Genomic DNA, 22,933 nt, shown 5'->3' on the forward strand with positions numbered 1-22,933 from the left:
ACAATGAATTTGCATATCATCGTTATGGGTGTGTCCGGGTCTGGAAAATCGACGGTTGGCGAAAAGTTGGCAGAGGCTCTTCATCTGCCCTTTCTTGAGGGTGACAGTCTTCACCCAAAATCCAACGTCGATAAAATGGCGTCTGGCATTCCTTTGCAGGATGAGGACCGGTGGCCGTGGCTTTATAAAATCGGCGAACGAATGGCCGCTGCAGAGCAGGGGCTTATTGTTTCGTGTTCGTCGTTGAAAAGGAGCTATCGGGATCGCTTGCGCGCAGCAGTCGGCGGGAAACTGGCTTTTTTGTTTCTCGATGGAAGCTTTGAAGTTCTGCATGAACATATGGGGCATCGTACTGGCCATTTTATGCCGGTAACAATGCTGGAGAGCCAGCTTGCCACGCTGGAAAGCCCTGTTGGTGAACCTTTGGTGTTCCGGGCCGATGTCGTCGATCCGATTGAGAAAATCGTCGCAGAAAGCCTTGAGTGGGTCCGCTCTACGAATGCTCAGTTATCTTAGAGGCCAGAAGAACATCAGTGCAGGCACAGTTACGAGTGCGATAATAATTGATAGCGGCAGTCCAAGCCTCGGATAATCGCTGAATTTGTAGCCGCCCGGTCCCATCACAAGCGTATTACACTGGTGTCCGATTGGTGTGAGAAAATCGCAACCAGCACCGATTGCCACCGCCATAAGAAAAGCTTCCGGTTTAAAGCCAAGGCCGGATGCAAAGCTTGTCGCAATTGGAGCCATCACCAGCACAGTTGCCGCATTATTGAGAAACGGCGTAACCATCATGGCCGTAACCAGAATAAGCGCCAGCGCGCCGGCGGGTGGTAGCTGGTGACCGATACTGGCCAAGCCTTCTGCAATCAGTTCAGTGCCACCCGTTGTTCTTAAAGCATCGGATACCGGGATAAGCGCTGCGAGCATCACCAGAATAGGCCCGTCAATCTCGTCATAGACCTCATTGATCGGTATGACCTTGAAAAGTAGCATCGCAACAGCGGCAGCAAAGAATGCCACGGCAACGGGAACAAGACTGAGCGCGGTAGCGCCAATGGCTACAATCAGGATTGCAAGCGGGATAAGCCCGCGCCTCACACTGCCAAGCATCAACTTGCGGCGAGCCAGTGGCAGCAGCTCAAATTCTGTCAGAAAGTTTGATAGGCTTGCCTGTCTGCCTTGCAGAACCACAACATCGCCAAAACTCAAACGCACTTCACTGAGACGTTCGGAAATACGCTGACCGGGACGACTGACCGCCAGCAGATTGACCTCATAGCGGGCGTAAAGATCCAACTGTTGCGCATTGAGGCCAACGAGCCGGGAATTGGTTCCGATCACAGCTTCAACAGTTTCGATTTCTGTGGAGCCGCTCGTTTCTGATGGGTTGCGGTTCTTCGACAGTGTAAGCTTGCCAGTGCTGACGACCGTATCTAGTGCTTTGGGATCACCTTCAAGCAGAACGACATCGTTCTCGACGATCACAGTATCGGGCAAAGGCGTAATGCGGCTGTTTTTGCGAATGATTGACGTCACCATAGCTTCGCCCTCGGCGGGCTTGATGAGATCGCTGATGCGCTTGCCGACGATGGTAGAGTTGGCAAGCACGCTTGCTTCTGAAGCGTAATTCTTGATCTTGATGGTTTCGTCGAGTGAAATATTTTCACGGCTGCGCTGCGGAACCAGCCAATAAAACGTAACCAGATAGACAAGCCCTACTGCTGCCAGAACAGCGCCGACTGGGGTGAAGTCAAACATTGTGAATGGCTCACCAACCATTTCACCTCTTATTCGAGAAACGACGATATTGGGCGAGGTACCCACTTGGGTCATCAGGCCACCAAGAAGTGCACCAAATGCCATCGGCATCAAAAAGGTAGAAGGTGAGACGTTGGAGCGTCGCGCAAACTGAAAGGCAACCGGGATCATGATCGCGAGCGCGCCGACATTCTTCACAAATGCGGATAGAACGGTCACAATGGCAACCAGAACCGCGAGCTGCAATCGCACGCTGTTTATATCCGGCAAAAATCGTTGCACGGCTTCCTGCATCAGGCCCGAACGGGCGACCCCAGCACTTACAATTAGAGCACTGCCGACAATAATGACGATATCGTCGCTGAAACCGGTAAACGCCTGGTCGAAAGGCACAACACCGACTGCGACTGCCAGCAGCAGTGAACAGAGAGCCACAATATCGTAGCGAAATTTGCCCCAGATAAATGCCCCCATCATGAGAATAATCACTGCGAAGGACAGTATCTGCTGATGGGTCATGTAATGCGCATTCCTCAGAAAGAGAAAAATATTCTACTTTGTGTAGCGCATAACAAAGAAAACGAAAACGGATAATTAAATCGAATTCTAATGCATTGGGCGCTCAGAATCCTGAACGCCCTATGTTGAAATTAGTTGCCTGCGCGACGACCGTCGGCACCAAAAATATGAACGTCTTTTGCCGACGCACCAATCTTCACAACTTCATCAATCGTATGTTCAGAACGGCCCTGAACGCGGAAGATCAGCGGCTTGCCGTCAGTGAGTGAACTATGGATATAGCTTTCAGCACCAACGAGTTCGATGGCTTCGATGCGAACTTCTGCATTGAATCCGTCGGCTTCCGGTTCACCGTTCTCGATGATGCGAATATCTTCCGGGCGCACGCCGAACGTGTATTTGTCCGAAGGAAGCGTTATAGCCTTGCCCGGCTGCCAAAGGTTCTTCTCGCCGCTTTCCAGAAGGTTCATGGACGGTGAGCCGATGAAGGTCGCAACAAAGGTCGAAGCTGGCTTTTCGTATAGTTCGATTGGCGTGCCAACCTGTTCGATATTGCCTGCGTTCAGCACCACTAGACGGTCTGCCATGGTCATGGCTTCCATCTGGTCGTGAGTTACATACACGCTGGTTGTTCCAAGCGACCGCTGGAGACGCTTGATTTCAACGCGCAACTGCACGCGCAGTTTTGCGTCTAGGTTCGACAGTGGCTCATCAAAAAGGAATGCAGCCGGTTCGCGCACGATAGCGCGACCCATAGCAACGCGCTGACGCTGACCACCAGAAAGCTGACGGGGCTTGCGATCAAGGAACTGCTCGATTTCAAGTGCTTTCGCAGCCTTGGCGATGCGGCGCTCGATTTCGTCCTTTGGCGTTTTACGGTTCTTCAAGCCATAGGCGAGGTTATCGCGAACCGACATATGCGGGTAGAGCGCATAGTTCTGAAATACCATTGCGATGTCACGTTCTGCCGGTTCCACATCGTTCACAACGCGATCACCAATAGAAATTGTGCCCGCAGTGATGCCTTCAAGGCCTGCAATCATGCGCAGAAGTGTAGACTTGCCGCAGCCAGATGGACCGACGAGAACGACGAATTCACCGTCCTTGATTTCCAGCGAAACGCCTTTGATTACTTCAATACCGCCGGCATAGCTCTTGCGGACATTATCAAGAATGATCTTGCTCATTATTTTTCCGTTTCCACGAGACCTTTGACGAACCAGCGCTGCATTAGCACAACAACGAGGATCGGCGGTATGATAGCCAGAATGGCCGTTACCATGACGTAGTTCCACGGTGTGGAAGCATCAGCGAAATCCACCATACGACGCAAGCCGATGATGATGGTGTTCATTTTCGCATCGTTGGTAACGAGCAGCGGCCAAAGATACTGGGTCCAGCCATAAATGAAGAGAATGACGAAGAGGGCGGCGATATTCGTCTTTGACAGTGGCAACAGGATATCGCGCATGAAGCGGAACGGTCCTGCATTGTCGATTCGTGCAGCTTCTACCAGCTCACCCGGAATGGTGAGGAAGAACTGACGGAAGAGGAACGTCGCTGTGGCCGATGCCATAAGAGGTAGCGTGAGGCCTGCATAGGTATCGATCATGCCAAGATCGACGATGACCTTATAAGTCGGCAGGATGCGTACTTCGACCGGTAGCATGAGCGTGACGAAGATCATCCAGAAGAAGAACATGCGGAACGGAAAGCGAAAGAACACAATCGCGAAAGCCGACATGAAAGAAATGATAATCTTGCCGACTGCGATCAACATCGCAACAACGAACGAGTTCCATAGAAGCCGTTCGAGGCTCACGCCAACCACACGCTCAACGCCACCGAAAATAGCGTCGCCATAGTTCTCTATCATATGCCCACCGGGCAGAAGCTGGATTGGCGGGCGAATAATATCGCCTGAGGTAAGTGTCGAAGCGACAAAGGTATAATAGATCGGAAAGGCAACCACGATGATCCCGATAATAAGGATCAGATGGCCTAACAGATTTGAGACTGGGCGTTTTTCAATCATGGTCGCCTCACTCACGAATAATGCACGCGCTTCTCAATGAAGCGGAACTGGAATGCGGTCAGGGCGATCACGATAATCATCAGAATAACCGACTGCGCCGAGGAGGAGCCGAGGTTAAGATTGACGAAGCCGTCGTTATAAACCTTGTAGACCAGGGTTTCAGTGGCTTTGGCAGGGCCGCCGCCGGTTACAGCATGGATAATGCCGAACGTATCGAAGAACGCGTAGACCGTATTGACCACCAGCAGGAAGAATGTGGTTGGCGCCAGAAGCGGGAATACGATCGACCAGAAACGCCGCGCGCCGCGCGCGCCATCAATGGCCGCTGCTTCAATAAGCGATTTCGGAATTGCCTGAAGTCCTGCGACAAAGAACAGGAAATTGTAGGAAATCTGTTTCCAGGCTGCAGCACCCACGATCATAGCCATTGCCTGATTACCATTGAGCAACGGGTCCCATGCAAAACCACTGCTGCGAAGCAGATAGGCGAGCGTGCCCATCGCTGGATTGAACATAAACAACCACAGCATACCTGCAACGGCGGGCGCTACCGCATAAGGCCAGATCAGAAGGGTACGATAGAATGTCTTGCCGCGAATGACACGGTCGGCAGCGGTTGCAAGCAACAAGGCTGCGCCCATGGCAACAAAAGCGGTCAGAAGATTGAAGACAATCGTAACCTGAACGGAATGAAGATAATTCGAGTCGGCTAGCACATTGGTAAAATTGGCTAACCCAACGAATGTAGATTTGAGCCCGAATGCGTCTTCACGCATGAAGGACTGATAAATCGCCTGACTTGCTGGCCAGAAGAAGAAGATCACAGTCAATATGATCTGCGGTGCCAGCAGGACGTAGGGTAAGATTTTATTTGGAAACGTGACTTTCTGCACGGGGAGTTTCCTTGCGGATAGCAGTGCCGCCAAACCCTTGGGGCAGGCGGCACGCTTTAGTTCATCAGATTATTGAGCTGCAGCAATCGCTTCGTTCGCGCGTTTTACAGCGTTATCGAGAGCAGTCTTTGCATCCTGCTTGCCGCCGAGCATCGCTTCGAATTCTTCATTCAGAATATCACGAACTTGTGGCAGGTTAACGAGACGCACACCCTTGGAGTTTTCCGTTGGTGCCTTGCCCATCATCTGAAGGATTGGCGTTTCGCGACCCGGGTTCTTTTCATAGAAGTCCGAGTTCTTGGTTGCTTCATAGGCAGCCATGGTCACAGGCAGGTAGCCGGACTTTTCATGTAGCTTCTGCTGAATTTTGGTCTGCGAAAGGAAGTTGAAGAACTGCGCAATGCCTTTGTATTGGTCATCACTGAGACCAGCAAACACCCAGAGACTGGCGCCGCCCGGAATTGTGTTCTGTGGGCCATGGCCTTCATAATAAGGAAGCTGACCGATACCGTAGTTAAGGCCAGACTTAATAACGTCACCAAGGCCACCTGATGATTCCGTCAGGATTGCGCATTCTCCGGAGGTGAAAAGCTGCTTGGCTTCAGATGTACGACCGCCATAACGGAAGGTGCCATCCTTGGCGAGATCGGCGATTGCCTGGAAGTGCTCAACAAAAAGTGGCTCGTTGATCTTGAGTTCGACGTTGGTACCGCCGAGGCCGTTTTCATTGGTACCGTAGGAAACGTTGTTCCATGCAGCAAAATTCTCAGTCTGAATCCATGTGAGCCATGTCGAGGTGAAGCCGCAAGCAGATGCTCCGCTCGACTTGATCTTCTTAGCTGCTTCAAAAACTTCCGGCCAGGTCTTTGGCGGGTTGTTTTCGTCAAGACCTGCTTTTTTGAAAGCGTCCTTATTATAATAGAGGATCGGCGAAGACGAGTTGTATGGGAAAGACAGCATAGTGCCGTCTGGCTTTGAATAATAAGCAACAATTCCTGGCAAGTACTGCGACTTGTCGAACTTGAATCCACCCTTTTCGAGCACTTCTGCAGCAGGAACCATAGCGCCTTCGGCAGCCATCATGACACCGCTACCAGCGTCGAAAACCTGAATGATTGCTGGCGGTTGCTTGGAACGGAATGCAGCAATGCCTGCGTTCAACGTTTCAGGGTAGCTGCCCTTGTAAACAGGAACGATCTTATAATCGCTCTGGCTTTCATTGAACTCTTTTGTAAGCTCAATGATCATTTCGTTGTTGGCGCCAGTCATACCGTGCCACCAGCTTAGCTCCGTCTGAGCGAAAGCCTGTGAACCAATGGTGAGAGCAAGAGCGCCGGTGAGCGCTGAAGTCGTGATCAGACGGGTAAGCATATTTCCTCCTCGGAAATGAGGTTACGTAAACATCAAGAGCGAATTTACCGCTCAAGGTGCCGGAACCTGCATTATGGTTATTACACTTTTATGACCGCAATTGTGCTCGGGATCAACTTCTCACTCGCAATAATGGAATAAATTCGAAAATTTTAATCGTTAAAAGGAAAAAAAACGAAACAGAATCGATAAATATTGGGGAGAAGATGTGGATATCTAACCAAGCGATCTCTGACGAAAAGAAGTCAGTAGAGATATGTCGTTAGTCGCCTCACAAAACCGCCATTCATAGCGCCTCCAATTACATAAGCGATAATGCATTTAAGGCACTATTAAAAGTAACCCATAAAATTCAATATTCTCAGGGGCTTGCGCGGGAGAAAGAATCCGAATTATCTGCTGTCGGTTTTACGATGCTGCCGGAGTTTTCACTTAATCTTCAGGCAATCTACGCAAACGAACATGATAACATTCGCATACATGGAGCCGCTAACGGTTTCATGAACCGCCTGACGGAGTTTCCATGCCCATTCATGCTGACTGGAATGCAGCGTCTTTGTCTGCAAAAGTTTTTTCCAGAACTTGGAGCAGGAATGAACCCGGCGGTGTTATCATCGGATTTGACGCCCATGGCGTCAAGTTCGCCTATGCAGGTGGTTTGGAATGCCTGCCTTCCGGAATGCCTTTTACGGCCAATACGGTCGTCCGATATGCATCCATCACCAAGCATATCTTTTGCGCCATGGTGTTGCGTCAGGCTGATGTAATCAGTCTGAATGACAGGCTTGGCGATCACCTTCCAGAACTGCAAAGCCCACTGGCAGATGTTTCCGTCGGACGCGCACTTGATATGACATCAGGTCTACCCGATGTACGCGAAAGTCTGACTTTATTAGGCTTGTCGGTCTACACGCATACGGACGCGGACGGCCTTATCGACTTTCTGTCGTCGATGACGCGGCTGAACTTTAATGCTGGCAGTGAAATCTCTTATTCGAATACGGGATATAGGCTGGTTGAAGCGGCACTGGAGCGCAAAGGACTAAGTTTCAACGACTTTGTGAGATCTGAAATCAATGCGGTGCTGAACACTTCCCTTGAAGTGCCAGATGTCTGGGCCGACCCGGTCAAAGAGCTGGTCCCCGGCTTTTGGAATGACGGAGATAAATGGCAGGAAAGTTCAGCAGGTTTGCATCTCTCGGCGTCGGGCAACCTAGCGGGTAGTGGAATGGCTCTCACCAACTGGGCGCAAGCGCTCCTTAAGGGTGAAGGTGCATTTAGTGGGTTGCTTTCGACGCTTTCAGCTGAGCACTTTTTGAGCGACGGTCGTCCGACAGGCTATAGCCTTGGCCTGCGGTGGAACGAAATAAATGGCAAGCGCTTCGTCGGCCATGGAGGATCACATCCCGGCTATAAAAGTTATTTCCTCCTCGACCCCGCAGACAAAACAGGCATGATTGTTGTCTGTAATCGCGATGATGCAGATACATATAAAATTGCCCGCGACTGCATGGCTGAACTCAACGGGCTTTCGCTCCCTGAAATGGCGACAGCTATCCCTGATGGGTTATACGTCGCTGATTCAGGTCCAATCTGGCTTGAGATGCGCGGCGGCGTTGCCAATTATCTCGGTGCTGAAGATCGGCTCTACGATATAGGAGAGGGCTGGGCCTCTTCGTTATCGCCATCCTCGCCACTCAAATTGCGCTGGAACGGTGAGGTACTTCAAGGCGAAATCGGCCATGTGAAGCGAGACTTGCTTCCAGTTCAGGCGAGACCAGTCAGTAAAGAATTTGACGGTCACTGGAGCGCTCCGCTCTACGGTGCATCTTTCACCATCGCTAATGGCCATATCATAATGGGTATCGGACCTACGCGTCAGGTTATGCCGCTTGAAGATCTCGGTAATGGTAGAGCTTTGTTCACGTTGCGGGATGGTCCATGGAACAAGCGCATTTGCGTCCATTTGCTTGGCGGCAATAGCGTTGAATTGGTACTCAACCGCAGCCGTATGATTGAATATCAGCGTTGAAACAGCTTCCTTATGTTATTTTCGGGAAATTGATTCCGAAAATGATTTGAATGGAGTGTGCCAATGCTTGAACAGATGATCGATCAGGGTGCCGGTCGTGAGCTCGCCGATATCGTGTTGAAAGGTGGCCGCTTCTTCGATCTTGTAACCGGCGAACTGGTTGAAAGCGACGTTGCGATCAGCGGTGATCGTATTGTGGGAACGTTCGGTAGGTATCAAGGCAAGCAGGAAATTGATATTTCCGGTCGCATTGTTGTGCCGGGTTTTATCGATACGCATCTCCATATTGAATCGTCCAATGTGACACCGCATGAATTTGATCGTTGTGTGCTGCCACAGGGCGTCACAACGGTCATTTGCGACCCACATGAGATTGCCAATGTTCTCGGCGTAGAAGGCCTGCAATATTTCCTCGATAGCTCGCTGGAAACGATCATGGATATTCGGGTGCAGCTTTCAAGCTGTGTACCTGCGACGCATATGGAAACATCCGGTGCAGAACTGCTGATCGATGATCTTCTGCCTTTTGCCGATCATCCGAAGGTCATAGGCCTTGCTGAGTTCATGAATTTCCCCGGTGTGCTTTCAAAAGACCCTGAATGCATGGCAAAGCTCAAGGCTTTTCAGGGACGTCATATTGATGGTCATGCGCCGCTTCTGCGTGGGCTAGATTTGAATGGCTATATTGCTGCCGGTATTCGCACCGAGCATGAAGCGACCAGTGCCGAAGAAGCGCTGGAAAAGATGCGCAAGGGTATGCATGTGCTGGTGCGTGAAGGCTCGGTTTCCAAAGACCTGCATGCTTTGATGCCAATCATCACTGAAAGGCACTCGCAGTTTCTGGCGCTTTGCACGGATGACCGCAATCCTCTCGATATCGCTGATCAGGGCCATCTTGATTATCTCATCCGAACGGCTATCGCTGGAGGCGTAGAGCCGCTGGCGATTTATCGCGCGGCAAGTGTTTCGGCAGCGCGCGCTTTCGGGCTGTTTGATCGCGGACTTGTTGCGCCGGGGCAACGCGCCGATCTCGTGATCGTCGACAGTCTTGAAGGGTGCAATGCTGAAATCGTTCTGTCTGCGGGCAGGGTGGTTTCGGAAGAACTGTTCTCAACGCGTGGATCAGTTGCGGAAGTCGGGCGCAACAGCGTGAAAGCGCCTATCGTCAGTGCATCAAGCTTCAGATCACAATCCAACAGCGGCAAAACCCGTGCAATTGGTATTGTTCCGGGAAAGATCATCACGGAAAGCCTCGAGTTTGATCTTAAAGTTGGTCCGCAGGGCGTGGAACCTGATCTTGAGCGCGATGTGGTCAAAATCGCAGTTGTCGAGCGACATGGCAAGAATGGCAATATCGCCACCGGATTCGTGCATGGTTTTGGCCTGAAAGCCGGAGCCATCGCGTCGACGGTCAGCCACGACAGCCACAATATCTGTGTGGTCGGTGTTTCAGACGAGGACATTGCCGCTGCGGCCAACCGCTTGGGCGAAATCGAAGGCGGATTTGTCGTTATACGCGATGGCAAAGTGCTTGCGGAAATGCCTCTGCCTATTGCCGGACTGATGAGTGTTGAGCCTTACGAAGCCGTCCGAGAGCAACTACGTGCACTTCGCCATGCAGCTGAAGAGCTTGGTTCGGTATTGGAAGAACCGTTTCTGCAACTGGCCTTTGTTGCGTTGCCGGTTATTCCACATCTGAAGATCACGGATCGCGGACTAGTCGATGTCGATAAATTTGAATTTGTTGGCAACTGAGCAGGCTGACATTATCGTCATATTTGCATTAATCTGATTTGCTAACGCACTGGCATAAATCGGATTTTTGACCATGCAGTTTTTGAATACCTTTGATTTTTATCCATTCCTCGACACGGCAGTGAGCTTCACCGCCGCGTTCATCTTTGGCACGATGATCGGTGCAGAACGTCAATATCGCCAGAGAACTGCGGGCTTGCGTACCAACGCGCTTGTCGCGCTGGGGGCAGCTGCTTTCGTTGACCTAGCTGCGCGTCTTGCAGGCAGTGCCGAGGCGTTGCGTGTTATCGCTTATGTCGTTTCTGGCGTAGGTTTCCTAGGCGCTGGCGTCATAATGAAAGAGGGCATGAACGTCCGTGGGCTGAACACAGCTGCAACGCTCTGGTGCTCAGCAGCTGTTGGTGCCTGCGCAGGCACAGATATGCTGGCGGAAGCTGCACTTCTGACCCTATACGTTTTGCTGGGAAATACGTTGTTGCGACCGCTCGTCAATCTCATTAACCGCATTCCAATTGATGAGCAGGCGTTGGAGCAGACCTATGAGGTGCGCCTGATTGCGTCTCATCAGGTCATGGAAGAAATGCGCGAATTGCTAGTCGAGAAACTGGACGAGGCGAAATACCCGGTCGGAGATGTCGAAATCACGGATCGCAACGCCGAGACTGTCGAAATTTTGGCAACCCTCGTCAGCACATCGATTGCCCCGGAGGAAATCGACGCTGTTACGCATTTTATGGAGAAACAACCCGGTGTCTTTTATGCAGGTTGGGAAGGCAGTTCGAAGGATTGATTATCGATCAATTCGCGTCGACAGAATGATAGAAGACATGGTGCGTTCGACACCTTCGAGCGCACCAATCTTATCGAGAACAATATCGAGTTCCTGAATCGACGGCGCTTCGACTACAACAATCATATCAAAATGACCGCTGACCGAGTGAAGCGTTCTGACGGCCATGATACTGCGAAGTGCTGTTTCAACCTTCGGCGCGAACTTCGGAAGCGCTGTCACCAGCACATGTGCACGCACCAGATCACGTTCAAATTCAGGAGCGATTCGAACGGTATAGCCTTCGATTACACCGCGCTTCTCCAGCTTTTCCAGCCTGCTTTGTACGGTCGTGCGCGACACGCCGAGCCTTCTTGCAAGGTCAGCGGTTGAGGCGCGGGCGTTCTCACGCAGCAGAGCTATAAGTGTCAGGTCAGCATTTGTCGTCATAATGCATATTAGATACGTCATATCGCACAAACAAACAACGTGAAATCGTCGGTTTGCATGCTTCTTTTCGCCGAAATTTATGAGATTCTTTATCTATCGAAATTGCATTACCCAAACAGACTTATAAGGGAAAAGACATGAAAGAGATCGTTGTTGTAGGCGCGGGCAAAATTGGCGCGACCATTGCCGATCTTCTCGCTTCGACGGGTGATTATGCTGTGACAGTTGTTGACCGTTCGCAGACACAGCTCGACGCGCTGGACACTGGTGCGGAAGTCAAGACACAGGCTCTCGACATTGCAGATGCTAAGGCTCTTGAAGCCGTTCTCACCGGCAAATTTGCAGTTCTGAGTGCTGCTCCATTCCAGCTCACCACGCTGATCGCAGAAGCTGCAGCCAAGACGGGCGTGCATTACCTCGATCTCACCGAAGACGTCGCCAGCACCAAGCGCGTCATGGAATTGGCACAAGATGCAAAGACTGCATTCATTCCACAGTGTGGTTTGGCTCCAGGCTTCATCTCGATAGTTGCTTACGATCTCGCAAAGCGTTTTGACACGCTGGAAAACGTGCGTATGCGCGTTGGCGCTTTGCCAGAGTTTCCATCAAATGCTCTAAACTACAACCTGACTTGGAGCACAGATGGTCTGATCAACGAATATATCGAGCCATGTGAAGCCATCGTAAACGGCAAACTGACCAAGGTTCCAGCTCTTGAAGAGCGCGAAGAATTCTCACTCGACGGCGTAACCTATGAAGCATTCAACACTTCGGGTGGTCTCGGCACGCTTTGCGATACCCTGGAAGGCAAAGTTCGCACGCTCAACTACCGCACGATCCGTTATCCAGGTCACGTAGCGCTGATGAAGGCGCTGCTTAACGATCTTGGCCTGCGTCATCGTCGCGAAGTGCTCAAAGACATCTTTGAAAACGCTCTGCCAAGCACGCTTCAGGACGTTATCGTTATTTTCGTAACTGTTTCGGGCACCAAGAACGGTCGTCTGGTTCAGGAAACCTATGCGAACAAGGTTTATGCCAATCAGGTTGGCAAGATCGTTCGTTCGGGCATCCAGATCACGACAGCATCGGCAATCTGCGCCGTGCTCGACATGCTTGCTAAGGGCGAAATTGCACAGAAGGGCTTTGTTCGTCAGGAAGACATCACACTTGATGCATTCCTCGCAAACCGCTTCGGCAAAGCCTATGCGCAGGACGATCATTCGACGCGTCTCGTTGCCTGAAAGCACCGTTGAGGCCATGTCAGACCCGTTGCGCTAAACGCGCAGCGGGTTATTTTGCATTTTAATATGACCAAAGTTGCAATTGAATTTGTTCGGCTTTGCGGGCAATCCGAACCGAGTACTTGATAAAAAGCCCGTGTCTAACAAGTGGAATAGGGAAGTGATGTTTAAAACAATTTTGCTGGCCGGACTGGCCTCCGTCGTCTTTGCCATGCCTGTGCAGGCGAAGGAATGGAAAGAAATCCGTATCGCCAGTGAAGGTGCTTATCCACCCTTCAATTATATGTCGCCAGACGGCAAGCTCGTTGGTTTTGACATCGACATTGCCAATGCAGTTTGCGAAGCGATGGAAGCGAAGTGCACAATCGTTGCAAATGATTGGGATGGTATGATCCCCGGACTGCAGGCAAACAAGTTCGATGCAGTCATTGCTTCCATGGCCATTACGCCCGAGCGTGAGGAGCAGGTTGCCTTCTCAGAGCGCTATTACACGACGCCACTGGCAGTCGTTGTTCCGAAAAACACCGACATCGCCTCGCTTGAGCCTTCAGCGTTCGATGGCAAGACCGTAGGCGCACAGGCTGGCACAACGCAGGGTAATTATGCCGATGACGTTTATGGCAAAGCCGGCGCGGATGTGAAGCTTTATCCGACGGCTGACGAAGCTAATGCTGATCTTGAAAGTGGTCGCCTTGATGCCATTGCTGCTGACAAGTTCCTCGCTGCCGACTGGCTGAAGAAGCAGGGCGCTGATTGCTGCAAGTTCCTTGGCGATATTCCGGGCTCTGAAACCAAGATCGCTGTTGCTCTGCGCAAGGGGGACGATGATCTGCGTGAGCAGTTCAACGCCGCAATCAAAAAGATCCGTGACGACGGTACTTACGAGACAATCCGCAAGAAGTATTTCGACTTCGATATTTATTGATAAAATTATCGGACGCCGCCAGATGTTTAACTTGAAACAGTCGGCGTCCGGTGCTTCATTCAATCCATCAAATTGCGGGCGGGAAACCTGCAAAATAGAACCATAACAACGGTCAAGGGGAATATTATGTTGAAATCAATCCTGTTCGCGGGCGTGGCCTCCATTATTGCTGCACTTCCAGCGCAAGCCAAAGAATGGAAAGAAATCAAGATTGCAACTGAGGGTGCTTATCCGCCGTTCAATTTTGTTGCGGCTGATGGTTCTTTGCAGGGGCTGGATGTTGATATCGCCAATGCGCTTTGTAAAGCGATGGAAGCAAAGTGCACCATCATTGCCAATGATTGGGACGGCATGATTCCGGGCCTTCAGACCAATAAATTCGACGCGGTTATCGCTTCGATGAGTGTGACGGAAGAGCGCCAGAAGCAAGTATCTTTCACCGACAAATATTATTCCACGCCGCTGTCGGTTGCTGTTCCAAAAGATAGCACGATTACATCCCTCGATGCCGACGCGTTCAAAGGTAAATCAATAGGCGCGCAGGGATCAACTACACAGGGCACTTATGCGGAGGATGTTTACGGCAAGGCCGGTGCTGACGTAAAGCTTTATCCGACAGCGGATGAGGCGAATGCAGATCTCAAGAGCGGCCGCCTCGATGCCGTTGTTTCCGACAAGTTTCCGATTTCAGATTGGATCAAGGGCGATGGCGGTGATTGCTGCAAGCTGATTGGCGACATTCCAGGAACTCAGACAGATACGGCGATTGCTGTTCGCAAGGACGACAACGACCTGCGTGAACAGTTCAACGCGGCTATCAAAAAAATTCGCGACGACGGCACCTATGCGACCATCGTGAAGAAATATTTCGACTTCGACATTTATTGATTGAATATATGTGACTTGTAAAAGTCACCACTCTTTGCTGTATGCGGGAGCGCGCTGAAAATCGATCAGCGCGCTCTTTCACTTCATGGAATTGGCGGGAATACCATGCAGAAACAAGACGTCATTGTACTGGGTGCGGGTATCGTTGGGGTTTCAGCCGCGCTTCACCTGCAAGCGCGAGGGCGGTCGGTTACGCTGATTGATCGTGGTGAGCCGGGGCAGGGCACGAGTTTCGGTAATGCCGGTCTAATCGAGCGTTCAAGTGTCATTCCCTATTCGTTTCCGCAAGGTTTCTGGACGCTGCTGCGTTATGGCCTGAATCGCCGTTCAGATGTGCGATACGACCCGTTTTATGTATCGCGAATGGCCCGCTGGCTGTTCCAGTATTGGCGCGAATCTTCGCCAGTGCGCCTGAAGATTGCAACAAACGCCATGTTGCCATTGGTCGAAGCAAGTGTTCGCGAGCATGATGCGCTTATTGCCCAAGCTGGCTGTGAACGACTTGTGCGTGCGCAGGGCTGGATTGAGGTTTTTCGCAATGAAGCAGCTTTCAACGCTGCCGTACAACGCTTGCCGCAATTGCAGCAGTTTAATCTCGCCTATGATGTCCTGGATTCCCAGTCGCTAAAACAACGGGAAACAACACTTGGCGATGTTGCGGGCGGCATTCACTGGCTTGACCCAAAAACAATAGTCAATCCGGGTGGTTTGGTTGAAGCTTATGCTGATCTTTTTCGCGCGAATGGGGGCACATTTGTTCATGGTGATGCAGATTCCCTCGTTGAAAATGGTGATAGCTGGCAAGTAACGACTGAAGAAGGCCCGATCGTTGCGAGCGATGTTGTGGCAGCTCTCGGACCGCAATCTGGATTGATCTTCCAGAAGTTTGGTTACTCAATCCCGCTCGGTATTAAGCGTGGGCATCATATGCATTTTGAAATGCAGGATGGCGTGCGGCTCGGTCATACAGTTGTTGATGAAGAAGCAGGCTATGTACTCGCGCCTATGGTACAGGGCGTTCGGCTTTCAACCGGTATAGAGTTCGCTTCGCCAGATGCGCCTGCCAATTTCATTCAGCTCAAACGTGCTGAGAAAGTTGCACGACGTCTTTTGCCGCAACTGGGTACGCCTGTAGAATCCAAGCCATGGCTCGGTTTGCGTCCATGCCTGCCGGATATGCGACCGGTTATTGGACCCGCACCGCGCCATAAGGGACTATGGTTTGACTTTGGCCATGCTCATCACGGCTTGACAATTGGCCCGGCAAGCGGGCGTCTGCTTGCCGAAATGATGACGGGCGAGAACACATTTACTGATCCCGCGCCATATTCCGCAAAACGGTTTCTCTAATCGCTTTCAATTTTCAGCGAGCGGCCTTGTCAGGCGCGACACTGTGGGGGTAAGACTTTAGCCCCGTCAAATCCGCGTTCTGCGGGCAAATCGATCCGGAATAATCTCGTGAAAATGAAACCTTTGGGCCGTACAGGCCTCAATGTTACCGAAATCTGTCTCGGCACCATGACCTGGGGCGTACAGAACACTGAAAACGACGCGCATCAGCAACTTGATTTCGCTGTCGATGCCGGCGTCAATTTTATCGATACCGCTGAAGGTTATGCTATTCCGATGAGCCCGGAAAGCTATGGCAAGACTGAAACCTACATCGGCAACTGGTTCAAGAAGTCTGGTAAGCGTGATCGCGTTATCCTCGCCAGCAAGATCGCAGGTGGTGGTCGCCAGGAGTGGATTCGTGGCGGTGCAAAGCCAAGCCGCGCAAGTGTTACTGAGGCGGTCAATGACAGCTTGAAGAGACTGCAGACCGATTACATCGACCTCTATCAGATTCACTGGCCATCGCGTCCGCATTATCATTTCGGTCAAGGCTGGGGTTTTGATCCCTCCCATGTTGACCCAAAGGCGGAACGTAAACAGATCCATGATGTTTTGCTCGGACTTGAAGATGCGGTTCGCGCAGGCAAGATTCGAAACGTCGGTCTTTCAAACGAAACAGCTTGGGGTACGATGCAATGGCTGAAGATTGCTGAAGAGCACAATCTGCCACGTATGGCGTCTATACAGAATGAATATGGTCTGCTGCAGCGTGAATTTGATCATGATATGGCAGAAGTATCGCTGTTTGAACAAGTTGGTTTGCTTGCCTATTCAACGCTTGCTGCAGGTGTTTTAACCGGCAAATATCTAGGCGGAAAAATCCCAGAAGGATCACGCGCTTCGGTGACAGATGGGGGCCTTTGGCGTGATAATTCCTATTCGGAACCCGCAATTCGCGCCTATATCGATATTGCCAAGAAGTACGGGCTCGAGATTGCGCAGATGGCGATTGCGTTTTCGGCGTCGAGACCTTTCATGACATCTGTCATTATCGGCGCCACGTCTGTCGAACAGCTGAAGATCGACATTTCTGCAAGCGAAGTGACGCTTTCAGCAGAGGTACTGGCAGACATTGAAAAAGTCTACAGATCTCATCCGCGTCCTCTTTGATTAAAAAACGGCCAGCCACATATCTGTGGCTGGCTTTTATCCTTTAAGCTGAATCTCGTGCTTTACGTGCCATTCATCGATCGGCGTCTCGCTCGATGAACTCACAATTAGCAGCCGGTCAAAGCGCAGCTTTCGACCTGAAAGCTCTTTGGCAAGCCGCTGCATTTCCGTTTGTTTCTGCGTTGTAGCCTCAACACCATAAGCCAATGAGACATGCGGCATGAAGCTCTGCAGGCTGGCCTGACTAGATATTTCAAGGGAGTCTTGTTTCAGTCGCATCAGCGCCGGTGCTTTTTCAAGTGCCGCGTAGAAAGAGCGAAAATAGGCTTCGCTCCCCGTTACATCCTCAATCAAAAGTTCAAGTGGTTGGCGGCCGATTGCAAGGCTCACCACCTGTGGCAAAAGCTCTTCTGCAGATCGATTCATATCCGGTACCAGTGTTGCGTGTGGCTCAAATACCGGTGAGTTGAAGCGCCCACTCAAATGCCGGCCGATTTTCTCAAGAAAAACAAGATCATCATGCGCGGGGCGGAGCCAGATAGAATGATCGGACATTCAGGGTTTGCTTCCTTTAGAAGAGTTTTCCTTTTTAAGCGGGCGCACGCTGCCTCGCAAAATAAGTGGTGTGTCGATCATCGCCATCTGTGGCGGCTCGTTGGGTGCACTTTGTCGTTCATCGAGCATACGGATAATTTCAGCAGACAGGCGCTCTGCATTCTGGTCGAAGGTTGTGAGACGATATGCACCCCAGCGCGCTTCGGCGACATTATCAAAACCGATAACGGACAAGTCTGTCGGTATAGAGAGATTGAAAACCTCACGTGCGCAATCAATTAGCCCAAATGCCATCAAATCATTCACGCAGAATACGGCCTCGACACGGTCGCGCTCGCTGAGGAGAAGGGACGCAGCGGCAAAGCCGCCATCGTAATCCGTCAGTTCCCCGCGTTCTACGCTAACATCCAGGCCTAAGTTTTTAGCACGAGAGACATAGGATTCTTCGCGTTCCAGCAAATTAGGACTGCGAACATTTGATGTCACAAGCCCGAGCCTTTTCATGCCACGCGCGGCAAACACGTCGACAGCCGTTTCCGCCGCTTGTTTGTTATTGATCCGGATATGATCGGGGCCATCTTCGTTACGGCCCACAACGATCAGCGTATGGCCGTTGCGCTGTGCCAATTCGACAAATGATGATGATGGCATGCCAGATAGAACTACAGTCGCTTCTGCCCGATAACGGAGAAGCGTCTGGTGGGCTGCGGAAAGATTCTCGCCGTGCTGACCGGTCGGGATCAGCACCGGCACGCTGCCACGCGCGGTCAATCGGCGGGACAGCGCTGCGATCTGGCGGGAGCGAAAAGGACTTGCCGGATCGGCTGCGATCATGCCGACGATGCGGCTACGCTTAGCGAGCAGGCCCCTTGCAAGATCATTGACCTGATATCCAAGCTTTTCAGCTGCCTTCAGCACTTTCTCACGCGTTGAGGGGGATACGCTGGCTCCAGGCGTAAAGGTGCGAGAGACTGCCGAGCGAGAGACGCCAGCCTCCACTGCAACTTCATGTGCGCTGATGAAACGCGGTTGGTTTTCGGGGATCTCGTCCTGAAAACGATCTTTGTCGGCCATAGTTATCGACCCACTTTCGAGAGAACATCGGCGCGCAGGAAACGCTCGACCACGAACATGAAAGCAATGGACGGAACCAGCAGGATTAGCGCGCTGATCGACGCTATCTGATAGTTGCCACCGGAGCTTGCTGTATAAAGCATCAGCGGCAATGTTGTAATATCGGGTGCGCCCACAAAATATGTCCCGGTGAATTCATCAAGTGATTCAAGGAACACGAAGATAGCGCTGGCGAGCAGCCCTGGGGCTGCAATTGGCATTGTAATGTGGAAGAAAGTCTTCATGGCGGAAGCGCCCATGGAACGTGCGGCCTCTTCCAGCTCACGATCAATCGCGGAGAAAGCGGCTGTCGCAATCCACACCGCATAGACCAAGCCATGGGTCACATGAACCAGAACCACGCCGGTAATCGTACCGTTTAGACGCAGCGAATAGAACATCTGCGCAATGTTGACGTAGATCGGCAGATTTGGAAATGCCTGTGGTATCAGCAAGATAAGCAAGATCAATCCGCGAAATGGCAACTTCAGCCGTGCCAGCGCATAGCCAGCCGGGATGGCAAGACCCAGCGAAACAACCACAGTAAGGCTTGCAATAACCACGCTTGTGCCGAGTGATGAAAGAGCGTTGCCGCGTGGCGAAAACACATTGGCCCAGAAGGAAAAGCCATACTGAATAGGCAGCGTATGCGGAAAATACCAGCGTTCAGCTACGGCCCAGAGAAGGAGGTTTGCAAGCGGGCCGAAGATTGCAAAGGCAAGCAACCCTAGAAGAATTCCGCGCGGTATCCAGCGCCAGTCGAGTGCGGTGCTCATCAGCCGTGCTCCTTCATGGTTTGTCTGAGATAAATCCATGCAACCAGACTGGTCATCAGGAGCGATATTGTGCCGAGCGCATTGGCGACGCCGTAATCGCCATAGGCATTGATGCGGAAAGCCATATTAGCAGTGATCATGGTTGGAGATTGAGCATTGATCATCAGCGGCACAGAAAGTACCGACATCATGGTGACGAAGCTGAGGATCAAGCCAACGAGCAGGGTGGGACGCACTTGTGGAAGCACGATTTCTATCAAAATACGTAGTCGTCCTGCACCGAGATTACGCGCAGATTCGATAGTACTGCGATCAATCGATGCCATTGCCCCCGCAAGGAGTAACGTGACGAAGGGCGTTTGTTTCCAGACAAAGGCGATGACGATGCCGCGCCAGTCGAGAAAGCTCATCGCCTGAAGCGGCGTGAGAATGCCGCTTTCAATCAGAAGGCTGTTCATCAGGCCGTTTTTAGCGAGAAACGTGCGCAATATCTGGCCGACCACAATGAATGGAATGAACAGCGGCCAACGGTAGAGCCAGCGCAGCAAGGTAACGGCACGCTGATTAGAGCCGAGCGTTAGATAGCCACCGATGGCGATTGCAAAAATTGCGATCAGCGCAGAAGAGAGCGTCACGATTACAAGGGTGAAAAGCATGTCGCTTGAATAAAGCTCGAAAGCCTTGGTGAAATTGCCGAAACCCCAGTCTTCACCAACATGAAATGCTCCGGTTATCGCGCCAAACAACGGCACGATGAATAGAAACAACACGATTGCCAATGCTGGCGCGACCAGCAGAAAACCCGTCATTCTCTGCGACATTGATATTCCCCGAATTTATGATGTAGGGACCGGGTCCGTGTTTCACGCACCCGGTCTATGCTTTAGTGCAGGCTAATTAGTTGCCTACCTGACGCTCGTAAGCTTCGAGGATTGCTGTATTGTATGGTGCAATCGGAAATGGCTTGCCGTAATTGGCAAGATCTTCCGGCGAAATGTCGGTGAAGAGCTTGTTCCACGTATCGGTATTGAGTTCTGCCTTGACGTGATCAGCATCAATGCCCGGATACCAGTTGAAGCGTTCAACGATGCCTTCAGCCTGAACTTTGGGGCTGGTTGCAAGTGCCACGAACTTTTCAGCAAGTTCCTTGTTGGCGCTCTTTTGAGGGATGACATAATGCATCGGCTGCCCCGGCATGCCCGGCGAAGGCAGAACAAGTTTCATTTCTGGTGGAAGCTGGCCATTGGCCTTCCATGAATAGAACATGTCAACCCAGACAGGGCCCATGGCGATTTCACCGCGGCTTAGCATATCGAGCGTACCGGCATTACCCGGTGTCAATGTTGCTTTCGTCGTGAAGTCCTTGAGCGACGCAAAGGCCTTGTCCCAGTTCTTGGCTTCGCCTTCTTCAAACGGGCCTTGCATTAGCTTGTCGGCATCGCCACCATAGGCATAAATCCAGCCCATCACGAAGCTCACGCCCGATGCGCCACCCTTGATGCCGTTATAGCCGAACTGCTTCGGGTTTTCCTTTGCCCATGTGACCAGCTCATCATAGCTCTTTGGTGGATTTGAAACGAGAGCTGGGTTGTAGGCGAGGGCTGTCTGGCTGTTGAACATTGGCATGACATAGCCATCAACATTTGTGCCGAGCGCCATCTTCGCATTGTCGCGTGTGACGAGCTTCCCGCTGTCGATCTTACTGCGATAGTTTTCGAGAAACTTTTTTTCAACCATCGGACCTGCGAATTTCTCGTGAACGACAGCAACGTCTGCGTCCCACTTTTCAACGCCCGCCTTCGACTGGGCTTCAAAGCGTTCGAGAATCTTCTGTGAACCAGCGTCGCCTGGGCCGGTGCCAACAACACGAACTGTCGTCCCTGGATTTTCCTTCTCGAACAATGGGCCGAGATATTCGTTCACGTAATCGACCATGTTCTGGTCCCCTGCGGTCAGAACGGTCAATTCATTCGCTGCGGCGGGCGATGCCGTCAGGACGAGGACAAGAGCTGTTTTCAGGATCGTCTTCATCGAATAATTCCTGCTTTTGTATCCGCATGGCGGAAGATTTCGGCGGTTGGATAATTGTGTATCCGGTGAGGTGTGATCGGGAATTTTGTGCGGCTGCGGGCGGTCGAAGGCCCGCAATCCTCTTCTGAGCAGGAAAGCCTGCTAACGATCGACTTGATGACAACTTCACTCGTATGCACACCTGTGCATCGCAGAAACAGTTACCAATTAAGCAGATCAGGTCACTTGTCGAACAGGAAGAGTGCCTGTTCGGGAATGCGGATTTCAACGTGTGAACCGGGTTGATGGCTCTCTTTTGCATCAACCAGAAGATGCTTGCCGCCGACGCTTATCATGTGCCGCCAAAGGCCACCCGGATAGCTCGTCTGGTCGACTGTGCCAGTTAGGATAAGTTCAGGTGTTGTGCCAGAATTTGGAGCACCGGGACTTGTAAGCTTTGCGGCTTCACTACGGAAGCGTGCTGTTGCGATGCCATCGGACAGATTGCGGCGGCCAGCCGGGATTATACTTGCTTTGTTTTGTGGGCCTGCGGCGATCGTGATCCGGTCTGCTTTAACACTGACAGGAACCTCAATGAGGTTCTCAGCGCCCATAAAGGCTGCGACGAAGTCGGATGCTGGATGATTATAAACTTCTTCTGGTGCGCCGGCTTGTGCCACTTCGCCATTATTCAGGATCACGATGCGATCAGCCATAACCATGGCCTCTTCACGATCATGCGTCACATGCACCGCAGTGATGCCAAGCCGACGCTGCAGAGCGCTGATTTCATGGCGCACCGACAGGCGAATGCGGGCGTCAAGGTTTGAAAGCGGCTCATCTAGCAGCAGAATGTCTGGCTCGATTGCCAATGCACGTCCGAGTGCTACGCGCTGACGCTGACCACCGGAAAGTGCGGCTGGCTTGCGATCAAGCAGCGCATCGAGCCCTAGAAGGCGTGCAACTTCCTGAACTTTCTGCCTGACAGTATCTTTCGCTGTACCACGAATACGCAGGCCGTAGCCGATATTTTGCGCCACAGTCATATGCGGCCAGAGCGCATAGGACTGAAACACCAGTGCCATACCGCGCTTGTCAGGCGGTAATTGAGTGACATCCTTGCCTGCAACGCGGATAGCTCCATCGCTGGGAGTATTGAATCCAGCAATTGCACGCAGCAAAGTGGTTTTGCCACAACCGGAAGAGCCGAGCAGCGCTACGAATTCACCCTTCTTCACTGAAAGGTCTACACCTTTAAGAATCTCATTATTGCCATAACGGACGCGTGCATCCGCTACCTCCAAAAACGCAGGCATATGCGTATCCTCCCCAGGATCG

21 protein-coding genes are annotated in these 22,933 nt (G+C 51.7%); 9 read left to right on the forward strand and 12 right to left on the reverse strand.

Annotated features, from left to right (window positions below; all coding sequences use genetic code 11):
• The first annotated feature begins 3 nt into the window (after nt 1–3).
• Nucleotides 4–516, forward strand: coding sequence for a gluconokinase (locus QSJ70_RS04930; protein ID WP_215776720.1), 513 nt, complete (start codon nt 4–6; stop codon nt 514–516).
• On the opposite strand, the gene QSJ70_RS04935 is transcribed toward QSJ70_RS04930, so the two are convergent.
• From QSJ70_RS04935 to ugpB, 5 genes are all read right to left on the reverse strand, one after another.
• Nucleotides 508–2,280, reverse strand: a complete 1,773-nt coding sequence (locus QSJ70_RS04935) for an SLC13 family permease (RefSeq protein ID WP_215776718.1) — start codon at nt 2,278–2,280, stop codon at nt 508–510. The two genes, QSJ70_RS04930 and QSJ70_RS04935, sit on opposite strands and share 9 nt — an antisense overlap.
• A 131-nt stretch (nt 2,281–2,411) precedes the next feature.
• Nucleotides 2,412–3,467, reverse strand: coding sequence for a sn-glycerol-3-phosphate import ATP-binding protein UgpC (locus tag QSJ70_RS04940; RefSeq protein WP_285535031.1), 1,056 nt, complete (start codon nt 3,465–3,467; stop codon nt 2,412–2,414).
• On the reverse strand, nt 3,467–4,315 hold the full coding sequence (gene ugpE / locus QSJ70_RS04945; RefSeq protein ID WP_215776715.1) for a sn-glycerol-3-phosphate ABC transporter permease UgpE: 849 nt from the start codon (nt 4,313–4,315) through the stop codon (nt 3,467–3,469). Before ugpE ends, QSJ70_RS04940 begins: the two co-directional genes overlap by 1 nt.
• Nucleotides 4,316–4,326: 11 nt before the next feature.
• Nucleotides 4,327–5,208, reverse strand: coding sequence for a sn-glycerol-3-phosphate ABC transporter permease UgpA (ugpA, locus tag QSJ70_RS04950; protein ID WP_215776713.1), 882 nt, complete (start codon nt 5,206–5,208; stop codon nt 4,327–4,329).
• A gap of 69 nt (nt 5,209–5,277) precedes the next feature.
• Nucleotides 5,278–6,579, reverse strand: a complete 1,302-nt coding sequence (ugpB, locus tag QSJ70_RS04955; RefSeq protein ID WP_007879361.1) for a sn-glycerol-3-phosphate ABC transporter substrate-binding protein UgpB — start codon at nt 6,577–6,579, stop codon at nt 5,278–5,280.
• 523 nt (nt 6,580–7,102) lie between these two features.
• On the opposite strand from ugpB, the gene QSJ70_RS04960 reads away from it, so the two are divergent.
• The 3 genes from QSJ70_RS04960 (at nt 7,103) to QSJ70_RS04970 (ending at nt 11,156) form a co-directional block, all read left to right on the forward strand.
• The gene (locus QSJ70_RS04960; RefSeq protein ID WP_285535032.1) at nt 7,103–8,611 is read left to right on the forward strand and encodes a serine hydrolase domain-containing protein; all 1,509 of its coding nucleotides are present in this window, start codon (nt 7,103–7,105) and stop codon (nt 8,609–8,611) included.
• Nucleotides 8,612–8,674: 63 nt separating this feature from the next.
• Nucleotides 8,675–10,366, forward strand: coding sequence for an adenine deaminase (gene ade / locus QSJ70_RS04965; RefSeq protein WP_285535033.1), 1,692 nt, complete (start codon nt 8,675–8,677; stop codon nt 10,364–10,366).
• Nucleotides 10,367–10,439: 73 nt separating this feature from the next.
• Nucleotides 10,440–11,156 (forward strand): MgtC/SapB family protein, encoded by a 717-nt coding sequence (locus QSJ70_RS04970; RefSeq protein ID WP_285535034.1) that lies wholly within the window; start codon nt 10,440–10,442, stop codon nt 11,154–11,156.
• Here the strand turns inward: QSJ70_RS04970 and QSJ70_RS04975 are convergent, their stop codons facing one another.
• Nucleotides 11,157–11,585, reverse strand: a complete 429-nt coding sequence (locus tag QSJ70_RS04975) for an Lrp/AsnC family transcriptional regulator (RefSeq protein WP_039860826.1) — start codon at nt 11,583–11,585, stop codon at nt 11,157–11,159.
• 137 nt (nt 11,586–11,722) lie between these two features.
• On the opposite strand from QSJ70_RS04975, the gene QSJ70_RS04980 reads away from it, so the two are divergent.
• From QSJ70_RS04980 to QSJ70_RS05000, 5 genes are all read left to right on the forward strand, one after another.
• Complete coding sequence (locus tag QSJ70_RS04980; RefSeq protein ID WP_215776704.1) at nt 11,723–12,826, forward strand: saccharopine dehydrogenase family protein; 1,104 nt, start codon at nt 11,723–11,725, stop codon at nt 12,824–12,826.
• 163 nt (nt 12,827–12,989) lie between these two features.
• Entirely contained in the window at nt 12,990–13,751 is a 762-nt protein-coding gene (locus tag QSJ70_RS04985; protein ID WP_285535035.1) for an ABC transporter substrate-binding protein, read from the forward strand.
• Nucleotides 13,752–13,877: 126 nt separating this feature from the next.
• The gene (locus QSJ70_RS04990; protein WP_215776700.1) at nt 13,878–14,639 is read left to right on the forward strand and encodes an ABC transporter substrate-binding protein; all 762 of its coding nucleotides are present in this window, start codon (nt 13,878–13,880) and stop codon (nt 14,637–14,639) included.
• A gap of 105 nt (nt 14,640–14,744) precedes the next feature.
• Nucleotides 14,745–15,989 carry an NAD(P)/FAD-dependent oxidoreductase gene (locus QSJ70_RS04995; protein WP_215776698.1) on the forward strand — a complete coding sequence of 415 codons (1,245 nt, stop codon included), beginning with the start codon at nt 14,745–14,747 and terminating at the stop codon, nt 15,987–15,989.
• A 114-nt stretch (nt 15,990–16,103) separates the two neighbouring features.
• Nucleotides 16,104–17,141 (forward strand): aldo/keto reductase, encoded by a 1,038-nt coding sequence (locus QSJ70_RS05000; RefSeq protein ID WP_215779020.1) that lies wholly within the window; start codon nt 16,104–16,106, stop codon nt 17,139–17,141.
• 36 nt (nt 17,142–17,177) lie between these two features.
• On the opposite strand, the gene QSJ70_RS05005 is transcribed toward QSJ70_RS05000, so the two are convergent.
• From QSJ70_RS05005 to QSJ70_RS05030, 6 genes are all read right to left on the reverse strand, one after another.
• Nucleotides 17,178–17,696: a haloacid dehalogenase gene (locus QSJ70_RS05005; protein WP_215776696.1), complete on the reverse strand. Its 519-nt coding sequence runs from the start codon at nt 17,694–17,696 to the stop codon at nt 17,178–17,180.
• On the reverse strand, nt 17,697–18,770 hold the full coding sequence (locus QSJ70_RS05010; protein WP_285535036.1) for a LacI family DNA-binding transcriptional regulator: 1,074 nt from the start codon (nt 18,768–18,770) through the stop codon (nt 17,697–17,699). It lies immediately after the preceding gene.
• Between the two features lie 2 nt (nt 18,771–18,772).
• Entirely contained in the window at nt 18,773–19,585 is an 813-nt protein-coding gene (locus QSJ70_RS05015) for an ABC transporter permease (protein ID WP_007879337.1), read from the reverse strand.
• Nucleotides 19,585–20,406 (reverse strand): ABC transporter permease, encoded by an 822-nt coding sequence (locus tag QSJ70_RS05020; protein ID WP_285535037.1) that lies wholly within the window; start codon nt 20,404–20,406, stop codon nt 19,585–19,587. Before QSJ70_RS05020 ends, QSJ70_RS05015 begins: the two co-directional genes overlap by 1 nt.
• 76 nt (nt 20,407–20,482) lie before the next feature.
• On the reverse strand, nt 20,483–21,616 hold the full coding sequence (locus QSJ70_RS05025; RefSeq protein ID WP_285535038.1) for an ABC transporter substrate-binding protein: 1,134 nt from the start codon (nt 21,614–21,616) through the stop codon (nt 20,483–20,485).
• Between the two features lie 221 nt (nt 21,617–21,837).
• Entirely contained in the window at nt 21,838–22,911 is a 1,074-nt protein-coding gene (locus tag QSJ70_RS05030; protein ID WP_285535039.1) for an ABC transporter ATP-binding protein, read from the reverse strand.
• Between the last annotated feature and the right edge of the window lie 22 nt (nt 22,912–22,933).

Origin of the sequence: Brucella sp. NBRC 12950 (assembly GCF_030268145.1) — a bacterium.
GTDB lineage: Bacteria > Pseudomonadota > Alphaproteobacteria > Rhizobiales > Rhizobiaceae > Brucella.